This window comes from Starkeya nomas, assembly GCF_902703545.1.
GTDB classification, from domain to species: Bacteria; Pseudomonadota; Alphaproteobacteria; order Rhizobiales; family Xanthobacteraceae; genus Ancylobacter; species Ancylobacter moscoviensis.
Window position 1 is genome coordinate 1,968,499 of record NZ_CACSAS010000001.1, and the last position, 17,942, is coordinate 1,986,440.

21 protein-coding genes are annotated in these 17,942 nt (G+C 69.1%); 15 read left to right on the forward strand and 6 right to left on the reverse strand.

Going from position 1 to position 17,942, the window contains the following annotated elements; genetic code table 11:
- Window positions 1–78 precede the first annotated feature (78 nt).
- The 3 genes from pgsA to STARVERO_RS09440 are packed head-to-tail and all read left to right on the forward strand — an operon-like array spanning window position 79 to window position 1,441.
- Window positions 79–720, forward strand: coding sequence for a CDP-diacylglycerol--glycerol-3-phosphate 3-phosphatidyltransferase (gene pgsA, locus STARVERO_RS09430; RefSeq protein WP_418655044.1), 642 nt, complete (start codon window positions 79–81; stop codon window positions 718–720).
- Complete coding sequence (gene moaD / locus STARVERO_RS09435) at window positions 717–968, forward strand: molybdopterin converting factor subunit 1 (protein ID WP_144342274.1); 252 nt, start codon at window positions 717–719, stop codon at window positions 966–968. The genes pgsA and moaD overlap by 4 nt, the downstream gene beginning before the upstream one ends.
- A gap of 14 nt (window positions 969–982) precedes the next feature.
- Entirely contained in the window at window positions 983–1,441 is a 459-nt protein-coding gene (locus tag STARVERO_RS09440; protein ID WP_159598657.1) for a molybdenum cofactor biosynthesis protein MoaE, read from the forward strand.
- A gap of 192 nt (window positions 1,442–1,633) precedes the next feature.
- Here STARVERO_RS09440 and STARVERO_RS09445 read toward each other — a convergent pair whose 3' ends face one another.
- Window positions 1,634–2,524, reverse strand: coding sequence for a branched-chain amino acid aminotransferase (locus STARVERO_RS09445; RefSeq protein ID WP_159598658.1), 891 nt, complete (start codon window positions 2,522–2,524; stop codon window positions 1,634–1,636).
- A 248-nt stretch (window positions 2,525–2,772) separates the two neighbouring features.
- Between STARVERO_RS09445 and STARVERO_RS09450 the strand changes: the two genes are divergently transcribed.
- The 3 genes from STARVERO_RS09450 to STARVERO_RS09460 all read left to right on the forward strand — a co-directional run bounded on the left by STARVERO_RS09450 (window position 2,773) and on the right by STARVERO_RS09460 (window position 5,523).
- The gene (locus STARVERO_RS09450) at window positions 2,773–3,369 is read left to right on the forward strand and encodes a MarR family winged helix-turn-helix transcriptional regulator (RefSeq protein WP_159598659.1); all 597 of its coding nucleotides are present in this window, start codon (window positions 2,773–2,775) and stop codon (window positions 3,367–3,369) included.
- 64 nt (window positions 3,370–3,433) lie between these two features.
- Entirely contained in the window at window positions 3,434–4,123 is a 690-nt protein-coding gene (locus tag STARVERO_RS09455; RefSeq protein WP_418655043.1) for a response regulator, read from the forward strand.
- Window positions 4,120–5,523 (forward strand): ATP-binding protein, encoded by a 1,404-nt coding sequence (locus tag STARVERO_RS09460; protein ID WP_144342269.1) that lies wholly within the window; start codon window positions 4,120–4,122, stop codon window positions 5,521–5,523. The genes STARVERO_RS09455 and STARVERO_RS09460 overlap by 4 nt, the downstream gene beginning before the upstream one ends.
- A gap of 67 nt (window positions 5,524–5,590) precedes the next feature.
- Here the strand turns inward: STARVERO_RS09460 and STARVERO_RS09465 are convergent, their stop codons facing one another.
- From STARVERO_RS09465 to STARVERO_RS09485, 5 genes are all read right to left on the reverse strand, one after another.
- A complete protein-coding gene (locus STARVERO_RS09465; RefSeq protein WP_144342268.1) occupies window positions 5,591–5,944 on the reverse strand; it encodes a tRNA-binding protein in 354 nt (117 codons plus the stop codon).
- Window positions 5,945–5,959: 15 nt separating this feature from the next.
- A complete protein-coding gene (locus STARVERO_RS09470; protein WP_244616700.1) occupies window positions 5,960–6,667 on the reverse strand; it encodes a TetR/AcrR family transcriptional regulator in 708 nt (235 codons plus the stop codon).
- A gap of 142 nt (window positions 6,668–6,809) precedes the next feature.
- Window positions 6,810–7,634 (reverse strand): pyrroline-5-carboxylate reductase, encoded by an 825-nt coding sequence (gene proC / locus STARVERO_RS09475; RefSeq protein ID WP_159598660.1) that lies wholly within the window; start codon window positions 7,632–7,634, stop codon window positions 6,810–6,812.
- Between the two features lie 194 nt (window positions 7,635–7,828).
- Window positions 7,829–8,326 carry a type III secretion system chaperone family protein gene (locus tag STARVERO_RS09480; protein WP_144342266.1) on the reverse strand — a complete coding sequence of 166 codons (498 nt, stop codon included), beginning with the start codon at window positions 8,324–8,326 and terminating at the stop codon, window positions 7,829–7,831.
- A 248-nt stretch (window positions 8,327–8,574) separates the two neighbouring features.
- Entirely contained in the window at window positions 8,575–8,862 is a 288-nt protein-coding gene (locus tag STARVERO_RS09485) for an accessory factor UbiK family protein (RefSeq protein WP_144342265.1), read from the reverse strand.
- Between the two features lie 351 nt (window positions 8,863–9,213).
- On the opposite strand from STARVERO_RS09485, the gene lgt reads away from it, so the two are divergent.
- The 9 genes from lgt (at window position 9,214) to ychF (ending at window position 17,775) form a co-directional block, all read left to right on the forward strand.
- Window positions 9,214–10,065: a prolipoprotein diacylglyceryl transferase gene (gene lgt, locus STARVERO_RS09490; protein WP_159598661.1), complete on the forward strand. Its 852-nt coding sequence runs from the start codon at window positions 9,214–9,216 to the stop codon at window positions 10,063–10,065.
- Between the two features lie 10 nt (window positions 10,066–10,075).
- Window positions 10,076–11,203, forward strand: coding sequence for a class I SAM-dependent methyltransferase (locus STARVERO_RS09495; RefSeq protein WP_159598662.1), 1,128 nt, complete (start codon window positions 10,076–10,078; stop codon window positions 11,201–11,203).
- Window positions 11,200–11,961 carry a peptidoglycan editing factor PgeF gene (gene pgeF, locus STARVERO_RS09500; RefSeq protein ID WP_159598663.1) on the forward strand — a complete coding sequence of 254 codons (762 nt, stop codon included), beginning with the start codon at window positions 11,200–11,202 and terminating at the stop codon, window positions 11,959–11,961. Before STARVERO_RS09495 ends, pgeF begins: the two co-directional genes overlap by 4 nt.
- 199 nt (window positions 11,962–12,160) lie before the next feature.
- A complete protein-coding gene (locus tag STARVERO_RS09505) occupies window positions 12,161–12,877 on the forward strand; it encodes a hypothetical protein (RefSeq protein WP_159598664.1) in 717 nt (238 codons plus the stop codon).
- A 182-nt stretch (window positions 12,878–13,059) separates the two neighbouring features.
- Window positions 13,060–14,013, forward strand: a complete 954-nt coding sequence (locus tag STARVERO_RS09510) for a ribose-phosphate pyrophosphokinase (protein WP_144342260.1) — start codon at window positions 13,060–13,062, stop codon at window positions 14,011–14,013.
- Window positions 14,014–14,147: 134 nt separating this feature from the next.
- Window positions 14,148–14,993, forward strand: a complete 846-nt coding sequence (locus STARVERO_RS09515) for a hypothetical protein (protein ID WP_159598665.1) — start codon at window positions 14,148–14,150, stop codon at window positions 14,991–14,993.
- A 171-nt stretch (window positions 14,994–15,164) separates the two neighbouring features.
- Window positions 15,165–15,803, forward strand: a complete 639-nt coding sequence (locus STARVERO_RS09520) for a 50S ribosomal protein L25/general stress protein Ctc (protein ID WP_144342258.1) — start codon at window positions 15,165–15,167, stop codon at window positions 15,801–15,803.
- Between the two features lie 162 nt (window positions 15,804–15,965).
- Window positions 15,966–16,595 carry an aminoacyl-tRNA hydrolase gene (gene pth, locus STARVERO_RS09525; RefSeq protein WP_159598666.1) on the forward strand — a complete coding sequence of 210 codons (630 nt, stop codon included), beginning with the start codon at window positions 15,966–15,968 and terminating at the stop codon, window positions 16,593–16,595.
- A gap of 82 nt (window positions 16,596–16,677) precedes the next feature.
- Window positions 16,678–17,775, forward strand: a complete 1,098-nt coding sequence (ychF, locus tag STARVERO_RS09530) for a redox-regulated ATPase YchF (RefSeq protein ID WP_159601695.1) — start codon at window positions 16,678–16,680, stop codon at window positions 17,773–17,775.
- Window positions 17,776–17,942 lie beyond the last annotated feature (167 nt).

The window sequence follows — 17,942 nt, forward strand, 5'->3', positions numbered from 1 at the left end:
CGCCGGAACATCGTCGCGCGATGCGATTGACGTTACCGGCCAGCGTGTTTACCTGCCTGTGATGGGAGCCGGCGAACCATGGTCGATGTCACTACCAGCCAGCAGACGGTACGGGAGCCGGGCAAGGTGAAGCGTGGCCACGCCCTGTCGCTGCCCAACCTCCTCACCTACGGCCGCTGCGTGGCGGTGCCGCTGGTCGCGGCCTGCCTGTTCTGGTCCGACATACTGGCCGGCGGGCTGTGGCTGCGCTGGGTGGCGCTCGGCCTCTACACCGTCGCCGCCATCACTGACTTCTTCGATGGCTACCTCGCCCGCGCCTGGCAGCAGCAATCGGCCATCGGGCGCATGCTCGATCCCATCGCGGACAAGCTGCTGGTCTCGACCTCGCTGCTGATGCTGGCCTCGGACGGCACCATTCGCGGCTGGTCGCTCTGGGCCGCCGTCGTGATCCTCTGCCGCGAGATCCTGGTCTCCGGCCTGCGCGAATTCCTCGCCGAGCTGCGGGTCAGCGTCCCCGTCACCCGCCTCGCCAAGTGGAAGACCACGGCGCAGCTCGTCGCGGTCGGCGTGCTGCTCGCCGGCCCGGCCGCCGACAAGCTGGTGCCGGGCATCACCTTTGTCGGCCTCGTGCTGCTCTGGGTCGCCGCGCTTCTCACCCTATATACGGGGTGGGACTATTTCCGGGCCGGCGCGCGGCACCTGATCGAGGACGAGAGTTGAAGATTCTCTATTTCGCCTGGGTGCGGGAGCGCATCGGGCTTGAAGCCGAGGAGATCGCCCTGCCGGAGGGCGTGTCCACCGTGGCCGATCTCGCCGCCTTCCTGAAGACGCGCGGCGAAGGCTATGCCCACGCCTTCGAGAATCCGCGCGTCGTGCGCGCCGCGCTCGACCGCCGCCATGCCCGGCCCGACACGCCGCTCGGCGCGGCCCGCGAGATCGCCTTCTTCCCGCCCATGACGGGCGGCTGACAAGGGAGGGTGGCATGTTCACCGTCCGCATCCAGTCCGAGGATTTCGACCCCGCCGCCGAAAGCGCGGCCCTGACGCGCGGGCGTACCGACGTCGGCGCCGTCGTCACCTTCACCGGGCTCTGCCGCGCGCAGGACGCGCCGGGCGGCGCGCCGCTGATCGCGCTGACGCTGGAGCACTATCCCGGCATGGCGGAAGAGGAGATCGGCCGCCTGATCGAGGAGGCCCGGGCGCGCTGGCCGCTGCTCGGCGCCACCGTCATCCATCGCTTCGGGCGGATGGAGCCGGGCGACAACATCGTGCTCGTCGTCACCACCTCCGCCCATCGCGGCGCCGCCTTCGAGGCCGCCGAGTTCCTGATGGACTGGCTGAAAACCCACGCCCCCTTCTGGAAGCTGGAAGAGCGCGCGGACGAGAACAGCTGGGTTCCCGCCAAGGACAGCGACGACGAGGCGGCGGATCGGTGGGGGTGAGTTCCCTCGCCCGAGGTCGTCATCCGAAGCATCGTCGTGGCCCGAGCATGGTCATGGCCGGAGCATGGTCATGGCCGGGCGTGGCCCGGCCATCCACGACTTTCATTTTGAGAGGCGCTGCACGCCCGAAAACGTGAATGCCCGGCACAAGGCCGGGCATGACGTCGCTAGTATGTCAGCCGACGAACGACCTCAGGCCGCCGCCGCCTTCTTCGGCTGCACTTCGGCCATGTAGTCCTCGAACAGGGTCTTCGTCACCGGGCCGGGCTGGAAGTGCTGGCCGGCGATCTCGGAGACCGGCGTCACCTCGGCGGCGGTGCCGGTGATGAAGCACTCGTCGAAGCTCGGTAGTTCCTCCGGCATGATCGCCCGCTCCTGCACCTCGTAACCGCGGCGCTTGGCGAGCTGGATCACCGTCTGGCGCGTGATGCCGTTGAGGAAGGCATCGGCATCCGGCGTATGGATCACGCCGTCCTTCACGAAGAAGATGTTCGCGCCGGTGCACTCGGCCACGCGGCCGCGCCAGTCCAGCATGAGCGCGTCGGCATAGCCCTCGCGCTCGGCGGCGTGCTTGGAGATGGTGCAGATCATGTACAGACCCGCCGCCTTCGAGGTCGAAGGCGCGGTCGCCGGGTCGGGACGGCGGTACTTCGCCATGCCGATGCGGATGCCCTTCAGCCGCTGCGCCGGATCGAAATAGCTCGGCCATTCCCAGGCGGCGACGGCGAGGTGGATCTGGTTGTTCTGCGCCGAGACGCCCATCATGTCCGAGCCGCGCCAGGCGACCGGGCGCAGATAGGCGTCCTTGAACTTCTGGCGCACCAGAACCTCGCGGCATGCCGCGTTGATCTCGTCCTCGCTGAAGGGAATCTCGAAGTCGAGCAGCCGGGCGCTCTCCTTCAGGCGTGCCGTGTGCTCGTCGAGCTTGAAAATCTCGCCGCCATAGGCGCGCTCGCCTTCGAATACGCAGCTACCATAGTGCAGCCCGTGGGTCAGCACATGGACCTTGGCATCGGACCACGGCACGAAGGCACCGTCGTACCAGATCCAGCCGCTGCGTTTGTCGAAAGGTTCGCTAGCCATGGTAAGTCTCCCAAACAGACGGCCGGCGCGCCATGGTTGGCGCCGGCGCCTCACTTGTTCCTTCGACATTATGGCCTCGGCCCATCCTGCGGAGCGCTTCTTTGCTTCGCGGCCGAAGTCCCGTTATCGTTCGCCGCCCGGAGGAGCGGGCGGGAATGATCCTGTTCCGAGGCGGATCGGCCGGCGCGCCGAACGATCCTTTCGTTGAACGGGACATCTGGGTAACGATCATAACGAAAAAAGTCAACATGGCTGACATAAATGTCTCGATGACGCAGCGCTCCGCCAAGAGCGAGACCAAGGGCGAATCCGCTGCCACCGCGCGCCCCGCGAGTGGTGCCGAGGGCGAGCGGATGCTCGACCTGATCGAGCTTTTGTTCTTTGCCTACAGGAACTTCGTCAGCGACCCCGATGAGATCCTGCAGGGCTTCGGCTTCGGTCGCGCGCATCACCGGGTGCTGCATTTCGTAAATCGCCACCCTGGTATGCGCGTCACGGACCTCCTCGACATTCTGCGCATCACCAAGCAGAGCCTCGGCCGCGTGCTGCGCGAGCTGGTGGACCAGGGCTTCATCGACAGCCGCGCCGGCGCCTCGGACCGGCGCCAGCGGTTGCTCTACCTCACGCCGAAGGGCGAGGCGCTCAGCCGCGACTTCGTCGCCATCCAGTCCGACCGCGTCCGGCGGGCGCTGGAGGAGAGCGGCCCGGATTCGCGCGAGATCGTCCGCCGCTTTCTTGTCGCCATGATCGACCCGGAAGATCGCGGCTCGACCGAGAAGCTGATCGCCCGCGCCGACCAGGCGACGGAGGCGCGCAGCGCGGCCCGTGCCCGCTCGGCCGGCTGACGGGGGCATTCCCATGCTCGACGCCAACGCCACACCCGCCGGGAAAGCAGGAACGAGCCGGCCCATGCCCGCCGACGACGCCTTCCACCTTCTTATCGTCGACGACGACCGCCGCATTCGCGACCTGCTGTCCCGCTTCCTCAGCGAGCACGGCTACCGCGTCACCACGGCGGAATCAGCGGCGGACGCGCGGGCGCGGCTCGCCGGCCTGACCTTCGACCTGCTCATCCTCGACGTGATGATGCCTGGCGAGAGCGGTTTCGACCTCGCGCGCTCGGTGCGCGAGAACTCCTCCGTGCCGATCCTCATGCTGACTGCCCGCTCCGACACCGGCGACCGCATCGAGGGGTTGGAGATCGGCGCCGACGACTATCTCGCCAAGCCGTTCGAGCCGCGCGAGCTGCTCCTGCGCATCGGCAACATCATCAAGCGCGCGGCGCCTCCCCCGGCACAGGCCATCGAATCCGTCCGCTTCGGGCCGTTCGTCTTCCACCTTTCCCGCGGAGAGCTGACCCGCGACGGCGAGCCGGTGCGCCTCACCGACCGCGAGCGCGACATGCTGCGCGTGCTCGGCGAGAAGCCGGGCGATACCGTGCCGCGTCAGGACCTCGTCGCGCCCGGCGTGGCCGCCGGAGACCGCGCGGTGGACGTGCAGGTCAACCGCCTTCGCCGCAAGATCGAGCGCGATCCCGCCAATCCCGCCTATGTCCAGACCGTGCGGGGTGTCGGCTACCGGCTGGTCGTGGCGCCTTGAGCGTGCTCGAGACCGATATGGTCGGTGCCGCCCGCGAGCGGCTGCGGCTCACCCAGAAGCGCATGCGCGAGAACAATGCCCGCTTCGGCGCCTGGTTCAACCGGGTCATGCCGAAGGGCCTGTTTGCCCGCTCGCTCATCATCATCATCACGCCGATGGTGATCCTGCAGTCGGTGCTCGCCTTCGTCTTCATGGAGCGGCACTACAACACGGTCACCCGCCGCCTCTCGGCCGCCGTGTCGCAGGACATCACCGCGCTGGTCGATCTGTCGGCCGTCTTCCCCGCCCCGGCCGATCAGGAGACGATCAAGCGCATCGCACAGAACACGATGGGGCTCACGCTCGACTTCCTGCCGGACGAGCGCCTGCCGCCGCCGGGACCAAAGCCGTTCTTCTCCGTCCTCGATTCCGCCTTCACCGGCGAACTCGGAAAGCGTCTGCGGCGGCCGTTCTGGACCGACACGGTCGGCAATTCCAACCTCATCGAGGTGCGGGTGCAGCTCGATGGCGGGGTGTTGCGTGTCTTCGCCCGCCGCAGCCAGGCCTACCTCTCGAACTCGCACATTTTCCTCGTCTGGATGGTCGGCACCTCGCTGGTGCTGCTCACCGTCGCCATCCTGTTCCTGCGCAACCAGATCAAGCCGATCGAGGCTCTGGCCGATGCCGCCATCGCCTTCGGCAAGGGGCGCGACGTCGCCGGCTTCCGCCCACGCGGCGCGCGTGAGGTGCGCGGGGCGGCGCTCGCCTTCCTGGAGATGAAGCGGCGCATCGAGCGGCAGATCGAGCAGCGCACCACCATGCTTGCGGGCGTCTCGCACGACATGCGCACCATCCTCACCCGCTTCAAGCTGGAGCTGGCGCTGATCGGGGACACGCCGGACACCGAGGCGCTGCGCAAGGATGTCGACGAGCTGCAGAGCATGCTGGAGGCCTATCTCGCCTTCGCCCGCGACGACACCGGGGAGACTCCGGTGCTGGCCGATGTCGGCAAGCTGATCGACGACGCCCGCTTCAATGCGGAACGCCGCGGCGCCAAGGTCGGCGCCAGCTTCACCGGCGACCCGATGGTGATGATCCGGCTCGACGCCTTTCGCCGCTGCCTCGCCAATCTGGTCGGCAATGCCGGCCGCCACGGCGCCCGCATAGAGATCGCCGGCACCCGCGACGAGCGCTGGCTCACCGTCACCGTCGACGACGACGGGCCAGGCATCCCGGCCGAGCGGCGCGAGGACGTGTTCCGCCCCTTCGTCCGCCTCGACGATGCGCGCAATCAGGACGCCGGCGGCTCCGGCCTCGGCCTCACCATCGCCCGCGACGCCGCCCGCTCGCATGGCGGCGACGTGGTCCTCGGCGAAAGCCCGCTCGGCGGTCTGCGGGCGACCGTGCGCATCCCGGTCTGACCGCGGCGTTTCTCCTAAATCTAGGATCGGCGCCGCACGTCGTGCAGCTTGTCCGGGATACCGCCACTCAGAACAGCCGCGCGCCGTTCGGCACCTCGCGGTCGGGCTGGAACAGTACCACCGCCCCGTCCTCGTCCGGGAAGCCGAGGGTCAGCACCTCGGAGATCGCCGGCCCGATCTGGCGCGGCGGGAAATTCACCACCGCCGCCACCTGACGGCCGACGAGGTCCTCCGGCGCATAGTGCACGGTGACCTGCGCCGTGGATTTCCGGCAGCCGATATGCGGACCGAAATCGATCACCAGCTTGACCGCTGGCTTGCGGGCCTCCGGGAAAGGCTCGGCCTGAATGATCGTGCCGGCCCGGATGTCCACCTTGAGGAAATCGGCAATCGAAATCTGTTCGAGCGGCGCAAGGCTCAAAGGACGCTCCTCACTCTAAATTCCCTCTCCCGCCGCCACCGGCTCGTCCGGCGGCGCATGCTTCTTTTCCCCGTGGCGTGCGCGGCCGCGCCGGCCGCAGGTGGCGAGGCTCACCGCGCCCTCCACCAGCCCGAGCACCCGCTCGCCCCGGGCGAGTTCACGATCCAGCGCCGCCATGGTGCGGGCAAGGCCCGGATCGTCGTCGCGCAGATAGGTCTGCAGCACGCGGGCGAAGACGAGCGCCAGCCCCTGCGCGCGCACCGCCCCCTTCAACCCGGCGGTGTCGATCTTCGCCGCCGCCAGCATCCATTGCTGCGAGCGCACGGCGAGCCGGTTCAGGGCCAGCGCGAAGAAGGGATTGCGCCGCGCCGATTCCGCCAGCGAGCGCACCGCCGCCTTGTGCGGACCCAGCACGTCGAGCCGGCGCATCAGCACATCGAACAACCGGTCGCGCGCCGGCTCGCCGTCCATGTCGTCGCCGGACGTCGCCAGCACCTGCCGGTCGGTGTCGCGGGTGAAGCCGACGAGCATGTCGAAGGTCGAGCCGAAGGAGGCGCGCAGCTCGGCGAGCGAAAGGCCCGCCCGGTCCGCCACCTCGCCGAGGCTGATCCGCTCGAAGGGCTTCTGCGCCAGCAGCGCCAGGAAACTGTCGAGAATGGCCGCGCGAGGGTCGGCGGCCCCCTTGGCGGCAGGCGTCGCCTTCGTTCCGGGAGAGCGTGCCATGGTGACCTCCTGTCCTGAACGTCGCCCCTTCAACTTAAGGCGCGAGGACGGCGAGGAGAAGGCCACACCGCCCTCTCCCCTGCCTTGCGGCAGCGCAATCGTGCCCTCGCCGGCGCAATTTTCCGGGAGATCCGGCCTTCCGTCAGCCGGCAAGCTCGCGCGAGCGCCGCGCCGCCGCGTCCACCGCCTCGGCGAGCAGCGGGCCGAAGCCCTTCGCCTCGTCCATCAGCACGGCCAGCGCCGCCGCCGTCGTGCCGTTCGGCGAGGTCACGTTCTTGCGAAGCTGTGCGGGGTCGATGCCGGTCTGCACCATCAGCTCGCCCGCTCCCGCCACGGTCGCGCGCGCCAGCCGGTCCGCCATGTCGGCGGGCAGGCCCGCCTTCGCACCGGCGGCGGCGAGCGCCTCGGCGAGCAGGAACACATAGGCCGGGCCGGAGCCGGAAACGGCGGTGGCGACGTCGATCAGCGCCTCGTCCTCCACCCACTCCACCCCGCCGGTGGCGCGCAGCAGCGCATCGGCGATGCTCATCTGCTCCGGCGTCACCGCCGGGTTCGGTACGGCGACGGTGACGCCGCGCCCGATCGCCGCCGGCGTGTTGGGAATGGAGCGCACCACCGCGGTGCCCGGTGCGAAGGCGGCTTCGAGAAAGGCGAGCGTGCGACCGGCCATCACCGAGACGATCAGCGTCCCGGGGCCGGCGAGCGGGGCGACCTTCGCCAGCACGTCGGGCGCCACCTGCGGCTTCACCGCCAGCAGCATGACGGCCGGAACGCCGCCGTTCAGCGGGTTCAGGGCCACGCCCCGCGCCTCGATCATGGCGGCGACCTCGGGCGGCGGGCCGGGGTCGATCACCGCCGCACGTGCCGGATCGAGCCCGAGGCCGATCCAGCCCTCCAGCATGGCGCCGCCCATCTTGCCGGCGCCGACGAGCAGCACCCGGCCGGGAATATCGGAAAGTATGGCCATGATCGCGATCCCCATTCCTGCCCCGGCGACGCCCGTGGCGCGCCGTCATGCCCGGCCTTGTGCCGGGCCCCGGCGCCTTTGGCAATGGGAATCAAGGATAGGCCGGCGCCGTGCCTACGGGCCTGCCGAAGCGTCCGGCGGGCCGCCTCGAAACACGCCGGCCGGGAAGCATTGGCGTCCCGGCCGCCCGCCGCTCACGCCTCGCCGACGGTCTCGAACAGCGTGGCGTCCATCGCCTCCCGGGCCGACTTGCCGGCCCAGACGACGAACTGGAAGGCGGGGAAGTAGCGTTCCACCGCCTCGATGGCACATTCCATCAGCACCTCGCACTGGCGGTCGGTCGCTTCCGCGCCGGCCAGCAGTAGGGCATGGCGGAACATGATCACGCCTTCCTTCGACCAGAGGTCGAAATGGCCGACCCACATCTGCTCGTTGATCAGCGAAAGCAGGCGCAGCACCTCGGTCTTGCGTTTCTCCGGCACCTTGAGGTCGAAGGCGCAGGCGATATGCAGTGCCTCCACCTCGTCCATCCACTGGAAGGAAACGTGGCAGTCGGTCCAGCGGCCTTCCAGCGAGATGGTGATCTCGTCCTCGGCCGAACGCTCGAACGACCATTCGTTGAGCGCGGCCATGCGCTCGACGAGATCGAGCGGATTGAGGCGGCTGTCCGTTTCGAAATCGGTATAGGTCATGCTCGACCTCGCGAGGGTGGACGCGGAGGGGGTCGAACGCAATCAACGCGGCGGTTTATCCGTCAACCCGTTCGAGAATCGAACGAATCACCGTTTCTCCGACTATATCGCGCTGAATCCGTACCTCACTACGACCGTTGGATCAGGACCCGCGGAAAAGGCGGGTTCATGACAAAGTTGTCGGGGGATTCGCCCCACCCCCGCAAGCGCGGAAGCGATGCGTCCACAGGGTGTCGGTCCGGGAAAGATCAGCCCAGCGAATCCGGCGGATCGATCGTCGCCTCGAGCTTGGACTCCTTGGCCTCGAGCGCGGCGATGCGGGCGGCCAGCCGCTCGTTCTCCTCGCGGGCGGCGGCGGCGAGTTCCTTTACCGTCTCGAATTCCTCGCGGGTCACGACGTCGAGCTCGCGCAGAAGGCGCTCGGCCTGCGCGCGCATCACGGTCTCCGCCTCGCGGCGCACGCCCGTGGCCATGCCGGCGGCGTCGTTCATCAGCCGGGCGAAATCATCGAAGATTCGGCTGGTGGTCTGGGTCATGGTCATCTCCCGACGTGGGGCCCCTTTCCGCGGATGAACGCCATCGGAGGGCAGAGGGCTCCAAACTCAACGAATTGGAACGTTTCCCGGCCGGTCAGGCGGCGTCTCGAACGGGAAAAGCTCCGGGCCGGTATAATGCCGTGCCTTTGCGAGAAGAATGGGGCCGCGTGCTGCGGTGCGCAAGAGGCAGGCAAACAGGCAAGTTCCGGCAGGTCGCCATGCGCGGTGGTAACGGTCGGTACACCATAAGGCGCTAGGAGTGACCCGCCTTGATGCTGTCACCTCGGGCGGGCAAGAGCAGCGCCGCGCCGCCGTCCGTTCCGCCACCCGCCCAAAACCACCCGATCCGCCATGCCCATGCTCGCCCCGCCGCTGTTCGCCCTGCCCTTCCCCAGCATCGATCCGGTACTGATCGAACTCGGGCCGTTCGCGATCCGCTGGTACGCACTCGCCTATATCGCCGGCCTGCTGTTCGGCTGGTGGATGGCCAAGAAGCTGTGTTCCAGCCCGGCGCTGTGGGGCGGACGCGCGCCGATCCTGCCGGAGGAATTCGACGACGCGGTGGTGTGGATCGCGCTCGGCGTCATCCTCGGCGGGCGCATCGGCTACGTGCTGTTCTACAACCTGCCCTATTACGCGGCGAACCCGTTCGAGGCCTTCACCCTCTGGCATGGCGGCATGGCCTTCCATGGCGGCTTCCTCGGCTCCATCCTCGCCATGTACCTGTTCTGCCGCCGGCGCGGGCTGCCCTTCGTCTCGATGCTCGACATCGCCGCGACCGTGGTGCCGGTCGGCCTGTTCCTCGGCCGCCTCGCCAATTTCATCAATGGCGAGCTCTGGGGCCGTGCCTCCGACGTGCCGTGGGCTTTCGTCTTTCCCCATGGCGGGCCGGAACCGCGCCATCCCAGCCAGCTCTACGAGGCCGGTCTCGAAGGCGTGGCGATCTTCACCATCCTGCTGCTCGCCGTACGCGCCGGCGCGCTGGCACGGCCGGGCATGGTCGCCGGCCTGTTCGTCTTCCTCTATGGCTGCGCGCGCATCTTCGTGGAGTTCTTCCGCGAGCCCGACGCCCAGCTCGGCTATCTCTATGGCGGCTGGCTCACCATGGGCATGGTGCTCTCGCTGCCGATGCTGGCACTGGGTAGCTGGCTGATGCTGCGCGCCCGCCGGCGCCCGGCGCTCGGCGCCGACGTTCCGGCATGAAGGCGCCCGCATGACCCCGCTGGCCGAAGCCATAGCGCGGCGGATCGCGGAAGGCGGCCCGATGACGGTCGCCGACTATATGGAGCAGTGCCTGTTCCATCCCACGCTCGGCTACTACACGACGCATGAGCCCTTCGGCGCCGCCGGTGATTTCGTCACCGCGCCGGAGATCAGCCAGATGTTCGGCGAACTGCTCGGCCTGTGGGCGGCCGACACATGGATGCGCCTCGGCACCCCCGCCTCCTTCGTCCTCGCCGAGCTCGGCCCCGGCCGCGGCACGATGATGGCGGACGCGCTGCGCGCCGCGCGGGTCGTTCCCGGCTTCCTCCGGGCCGCGCACGTGGTGCTGGTGGAGGCCTCGCCGCGGCTGCGGGACAAGCAGGCGGAGAAGCTGAACGGCCAGAGCGCGGAATGGGTTGGCTCAGTCGAGGAGCTGCCTGCCGGCCCGCTCATCCTGCTCGCCAACGAGTTCTTCGACGCCCTGCCGATCCGCCAGTTCGTCCGCACGCCGGAAGGCATCGCCGAGCGGATGGTGGGCCTGGGCGAGGATGGCGCGCTCGTCTTCGGCCTGCGTCCCGGCGCCCGGCTCGACGCCCATGCCGAGGCGCGGCTGCGCGCGGCCCCGTCCGGCGCACTGCTGGAGATTTGCCCCGCCGGCCTCGCCATCGCGGAGAAGCTCGGCGCCCGCCTCGCGGCGACCGGCGGCGCCGCGCTCTTCATCGACTACGGCCATCGCGGCGAGCGGGAGCCGGCCGGCGGCTTCGGAGACACGCTGCAGGCGCTGCGCGCCCACGCCTATGACGATGTGCTCGCCCATCCCGGCGAGGCAGACCTCACCGCCCATGTCGACTTCGCCGCCCTCGCCCACGCCGCTGCCGCGGCCGGCGCCCGTGCCTTCGGGCCCATCGGTCAGGGCGCGCTGCTGGAACGGCTCGGCCTCGATGCCCGCGCCGAGCGGCTGAAGCGCGACGCCGACGCCTCCACCCGCGCAACCATCGACGCGGCGCGCGCGCGTCTCGCGGGAACCGGCGCGGCGGAGATGGGCACCCTCTTCAAGGCACTCGCTCTGGTGCATCCTGAACTCGACAGCATCGCCGGATTCGCGCCGGACGAGGAATTTCCGAGGACACCCGCATGAAGGTCGAATCTGCCGCGCTCAAGGCCCTTCCCGGCATCCGCCATGCCTTCTTCACCCGCGAGGGCGGCGTCTCGGAAGGCATCTATGCCGGGCTCAACGGCGGCACCGGCTCGCGCGACGACCCGGCGCGCGTGGCGGAAAACCGCGCCCGCATGGCCGGGGCGCTCGGCGTGCCGGCCGGGCACCTGCTCACCGCCTGGCAGATCCACTCGCCGGATTGCGTGGTCGTCGACCGGCCGTGGGCCGAACGCCCCAAGGCCGATGCCGTCGCCACCGCGACGCCCGGCATCGCCGCCGCCGTCTCCATCGCCGATTGCGGCCCGGTGCTGTTCGCCGATCCCGAGGCCCGCGTCGTCGGTGCCGCCCATGCGGGCTGGAAGGGCGCGGTCGGCGGCGTGCTGGAGGGCACTCTCGCCCGGATGGAGGAGCTCGGGGCCCGGCGCGCGCGCATCGTCGCCGCCATCGGGCCGCTGATCCGGCAGGAGAGCTACGAGGTCGGGCCGGAATTCGTGGAGAACCTTACCGCGCTGGATGCCGTCAATGCCCGCTTTCTGGCGCCCTCGCCCCGGGCCGGCCACGCGATGTTCGACCTGCCCGGCTACATCGCCGCCCGCCTTGCCGGGCTCGGCGTCGGCACCATCGACGACCTCGGGCTGAACACCTATGCGGACGAGGCGCGGTTCTACAGCTACCGCCGCTCCACCCACCGCAACGAGACCGACTACGGCCGGCTGGTCGCCGCGATCACCCTCGTCTGACGCAAGATCGGCGGGCGGGCGTCGCCCGGCGCCGGGGGCATTTGCCGAACCTTTTCGTGTTAACGCTAATGAAGTCTGAACGGCGCCCCCTCTGGACCTAATCGTTAATTGGTCTTAACCATTGCCCGTCCGTCGGCGACGGTCGCGACTCCGCTTCGGGGAGATACGCGCCGCGACCGGCTCACAGGGATGGGTGCTTATGACCGAGCGACTTCGCCGCCCGCGGGGCCGGCACCTGCCGACGATCGCGGCCCTGCTCGCCGCCCTCGCCCTTGGTGCCTGCCAGACCGACGGCAATAAGCCGGTCGCGACCAATTCCGTCGCCACTCCTAATTCCATCGCCTCTTCCAAGCCTGTCGCCGCCAAGGTTCCGGCCGGAACCAAGGCCATCGCCTTCGAATCCATCGACGGCCCGCCCGAGCCGGTGTTCGACCGCCTCGTCGCCAATCTCTCCAGCGAAGCCACCGCCCGCCAGATGCCCATCGTCTCGCGCGAGGGGCAGGCGGCCTATCGCGTGCGCGGCTACCTCGCCGCCAGCGTCGAGAACGGCAAGGGCGAGGTCGACTGGGCCTGGGACGTGTTCGACGCCGATCGCGACCGCGTCATGCGCATCTCTGGCGTGGAGAAGGTCGGGCCCGGCAAGGACGTCTGGAACAAGCTCGACGATGCCATGCTTCAGCGCATCGCTGCGCAGAGCATCGACGAGATCGCCACCCGCCTCAACGGCGGCACGCCGAGCAGCGCTCCGGCCGCCGCCGCGCGCCAGCCCGATCCCGCCGACGCCCCGCCGGTGCGCGAGGATGACGGCCCGGCGGTCGCCGATGCGGCCGCTGCGGAGGAACCGGGCGAGGCCGTGGCCGAGGCGCCAGCGACCGGCGCCCCTGCCAACGCGCTGACCTTCGCCGCCCATCCCTGAGACCGTGGGTTGAGCCTGGCGCCGGTAAGCCGCTGCCGGTGAGACCTGACGGCAACGCATAGGGACAAGGCGCTCCACGCGCGGTCTCGCCGCTTTACAGCGCGGGCCGGCCCGCCTATCAGGGCTGCGCGACGGTTGTAAGACGGTCGGGCGGAAGAATTACGGCTGGGAGCGCGCCGGAAATGTCTCACAAGAACGGTTCGATCAAACTCGTCGCGGGCAACGCAAACCGGCCGCTGGCGGAGGCGATCGGAGCGTACCTCCAGACGCCGATGACCAAGGCGGTGGTCCGCCGTTTCGCGGACATGGAGATCTTCGTCGAGATCCAGGAGAACGTGCGCGGCAAGGACGTCTTCGTCCTCCAGTCCACCTCCTTCCCGACCAACGACCACCTGATGGAGCTGCTCATCATCACCGATGCGCTGCGCCGCTCCTCCGCCCGCCGCATCACCGCCGTCATCCCCTATTTCGGCTATGCCAGGCAGGACCGCCGCTCCTCCGGCCGTACGCCGATCTCCGCCAAGCTGGTCGCCAACCTCATCACCCATGCCGGCGCCGACCGCGTGCTCACCGTCGACCTGCATGCCGGGCAGATCCAGGGCTTCTTCGACATCCCGACCGACAACCTGTTCTCCGCCCCGGTGATGGTCGCCGACATCAAGTCCCGCTTCGATCTCTCCAACATCACCGTGGTCTCGCCGGACGTCGGCGGCGTGGTGCGCGCCCGCGCGCTGGCCAAGCGCATCGACGCCCAGCTCGCCATCGTCGACAAGCGCCGCGAGCGGCCGGGCGAGAGCGAGGTGATGAACGTCATCGGCGACGTCGAGGGCCGCCGCTGCATCCTCGTCGACGACATCATCGATTCCGGCGGCACGCTGGTGAATGCGGCCGATGCCCTGCTCGCGCGCGGCGCCACCGAGGTTCACGCCTACATCACCCATGGCGTGCTGTCCGGCGGCGCGGTTTCGCGCGTCACCGCCTCCAACCTCAAGGAGCTGGTGATCACCGACTCGATCCAGCCGACCGAGGCGGTGCGCGTGGCGCGCAACATCCGCGTCGTCTCCATCGCCAGCCTGCTCGCCGAAGCCATCGGCCGCACGGCGCACGAGGAAAGCGTCTCCAGCCTCTTCGACTGAGCGCCCCGCCCGCCGACCTCGCATGGCGGCCATGCCTTTCCGGACGACCTCAAGCCGCACTTTTGTGCGCTGCGCCATCATCGTTCCACAGTTCGGCCTCAGACTACCGGCTCACGTATGAACCGGACGACGCCATGACGCGCATGACCACGCGCCGCTCACGTGCGCTCATCGCCAGCGCCACCTTCATCGCCCTCGCCGTCCCGGCCGTCGCCCAGTCGAACGGCTCGCTGCCCGGCTATGCCTCCAATCCGTGGAGCGGCATCTCCGTTCTCGTCACCCCACCGGAAGAGACGGACGAGGCCGGCACCTCGCCCTACGAGGCCGCCCATCACGCCGCCGACGAAGCCCCCGCCACGGGCGCGCCGGCCGAGCCGCCGGCGCAGGTCGAACCCTTCGACCCCGATGCGGAGATGGCCGTGGCGCCGTCGCTGTGGGACTCGATTGAACTCGGCCTCGGTCGCCCGGTGGAGGCCGAGGAGAAGGACGAGCCGCCGCTCTGGCTCGTGCCCGGCCCCGCGCCCGAGACGAAGCGCGCCAAGCTGCCGACCAATGTCGAGGTGAAGCAGGGCGCCGCGAGCCTCTCCGTCTCCTCCTCGGCCAGCGCCACCGCGCCGGTATCGGGCCTGCTCAACAAGACCACCACCAGCGGCAGCGGCGAGATCAAGGGGCGGGTCGGCCTCCAGCAGGACAATCTGAGCGTCTACAGCACCGGCACCCTCGGCGCCTCCGCCGATGGCCGCTCCGCCTCGCTCTACGACAATCTCTCCGTCGGCAGCAGCTATCATATGCCGCTCGGCGCCCGTGACGAGAAGCTCGGCGCCACGGTCGAGGTGAACAGCGGCCAGACCGTCACCACCGGCGTGGAACTGCGCGCGCCTTCCGGCTCCTATGAGCGCTTCATTTCACTCCAGCGCTCGATCAGCCCGGATTCGGACCCCAGCGGCACCGTCAAGGCCGGCGTGCTCGGCAAGTTCTGAGCGCCGGGCGCGCAGCCGAACATTGCCCTGCAAGGCTTTTGCTGCTATGAGCCCGCCCGGCCCCGGCCTTTCCGCACCCCTGGAGGCGCGCCGCGGCCACAACCGGACCAAGCCTGAAGGAACGGGCCGCGCGAGCGGCCTTCTCCTTTTGCAACCATGTAAGGACAAGCCATGACCGCCATCAAGGAACTGAAGGCGCAGGCGCGCACGAAGGTCGGCAAGGGGGCCGCTCGTGCAGAACGCCGCGCCGGCCGCGTGCCCGCCGTCATCTACGGCGACGGCAAGGCGCCCGTCGGTATCACTCTGGACCACATCGAGATCAACAAGATCATCTATGCGGGCCACTTCCTCACCACGCTGTTCAGCGTCGACGTCGATGGCCAGAAGCACCGCGTGATTCCGCGCGACTACCAGCTCGACCCGGTAAAGGACTTCCCGCTGCATGTCGACTTCCTGCGCGTCGCCGTCGGCGCGACCCTTTCGGTCGACGTGCCCGTGCACTTCCTGAACGCCGAGACCGCCCCCGCGCTCAAGCAGGGCGGCACGCTGAACATCGTCAGCCACACCGTCTCGCTGAACGTTCCGGCGGACGCCATTCCGGAAGCCATCGAGGTCGACCTGACCAAGTACGGCTTCGGCGACTCGATCCACCTCTCGGCGATCAAGCTGCCGGCGGGCGTGACCTGGGCCGGCCATGGTGACGACACCCTCGCCACCATCGTCGCCCCGTCGGGTCTGAAGGACGCGGAGGCCGACGAGGCTGCCGCGACCGCCGCTGCCGCCGCCGCGACGGAAGCCCCCAAGGCGTGATGTTCTGCGGGCGCGGTCGGCTTTCGAGCCTGATCGCGCCGGGCATCTGACCGCGCCGGGCGCCCCGGCGCCCGGCCGGCCCTGCGATGAGAGCCGGAAGCCCGCTTCCGGCTCTTGCCGTTTCGGCGCCCGCCATGGTGGCGCCAGATGAGGAGACGCGCGGTGTTGCTCTTCACCGGGCTCGGCAATCCCGGGCCGAAATATGCCGGCAACCGGCACAATATCGGCTTCATGGCGGTGGACGCGATCGCCCGCCGGCATCGTTTCTCGCCGTGGCGCCGGCGCTTCCAGGGCGCGGCTTGCGAGGGCGAGATCGAGGGCGTGAAGGTGCTCGCCCTGCTGCCCGAGACCTACATGAACGAATCCGGCCGAGCGGTCGCCGAGGCGCAGCGCTTCTACAAGATCGAGCTGCGCGACGTGTTCGTCTTCCATGACGAGCTCGACCTGCCCCCGGCCAAGGTCCGCTACAAGGTCGGCGGCGGCAATGCCGGGCACAACGGCCTGCGCTCCATCACCGCCCATTGCGGCAACGACTACGCCCGCATCCGCCTCGGCATCGGCCATCCCGGCGACAAGGCGCTGGTGCACAACTACGTGCTCAGCGACTTCGCCAAGGCCGAGCGCGGCTGGGTGGATGCGGTGTGCGACGGTTGCGCCGATCTCGCCGGCCTCCTCGCCGCCCACCGGCTCGACGAGTTCCAGAACCGGCTGCACCTCTTCATGGAGGCGCAGGGCTTCGGCGCGCCGGAGAAGCCCGCCGGCAACAAGTCCCCCGCCAGCCGCCCCGGCTGATCCCAGCCGTTCACGCTTGCACTCGCCCGCCGTCTTGCCTAACCACGGCGGCAACCATCCCTTCTCGACCGAGCATCGCACCATGGGCTTCAAATGCGGCATCGTCGGCCTGCCGAACGTCGGCAAGTCGACCCTCTTCAACGCGCTGACGCAGACGGCGGCGGCGCAGGCGGCGAACTATCCGTTCTGCACCATCGAGCCGAATGTCGGCGACGTCGCCGTGCCCGATCCGCGGCTGGAGACGCTGGCGCAGATCGCCGGCTCGCAGCAGATCATCCCGACCCGCCTCACCTTCGTCGACATCGCCGGCCTGGTGCGCGGCGCCTCGAAGGGCGAGGGCCTCGGCAACCAGTTCCTCGCCAACATCCGCGAATGCGACGCCATCGCCCATGTGGTGCGCTGCTTCGAGGATGGCGACATCACCCATGTCGACGGCAAGATCGCCCCGCTCGCCGACATCGAGACCATCGAGACCGAGCTGATGCTCGCCGATCTCGAAAGCCTCGAGAAGCGCGCCCCGGCGCTGGAGAAGAAGGCAAAGGGCGGTGACAAGGAATCAAAGGAGCTGTTCGACCTCATCAGCCGCTCGCTGGTGCTGCTGCGCGAGGGCAAGCCTGCCCGCCTCGTCGAGGTGAAGCCCGAGGAGGAGAAGCCCTTCCGCATGCTCGGCCTGCTCTCCTCCAAGCCGGTGCTCTATGTCTGCAACGTCGAGGAGGCCTCGGCCAAGGACGGCAACGCCCTTTCCGCGCAGGTCTTCGAGCAGGCGGCGAAGGAAGGCGCCAAGGCGGTCGTCGTCTCCGCCAAGATCGAGAGCGAGATCGCCGTGCTGCCCCCCGAGGAGCAGAAGGAATATCTTGAGGCCATCGATCTCGACGAGCCCGGCCTCAACCGCGTCATCCGCGCCGGCTACGAGCTGCTGAAGCTCGTGACCTACTTCACCGTCGGCCCGAAGGAAGCCCGCGCCTGGACCATCACCGCCGGCACCAAGGCGCCGGGCGCGGCGGGCGTCATCCATACCGATTTCGAGAAGGGCTTCATCCGCGCCGAGACCATCGCCTTCGACGACTACGTCAAGGGCAAGGGCGAGGCCGGCGCGCGCGATGCCGGCCGGCTGCGGCTGGAAGGCAAGGAATACATCGTCGCCGACGGCGACGTGCTGCACTTCCGCTTCGCCAACTGAAGACACGGGCGGACACGGGCGAACCTGCCGTCCGCCCGCTCCCATGAGAGGGGCTGGCCCTCCGGATTCACCCCTCGAAGCCCCCCTCTCGCCGCGGCATCGGCCCGCCAGGGCTTGACCGCCGGGGAAACGTCGCCTGTCATTCTGCCTGAAACAAGCAGGCGGAC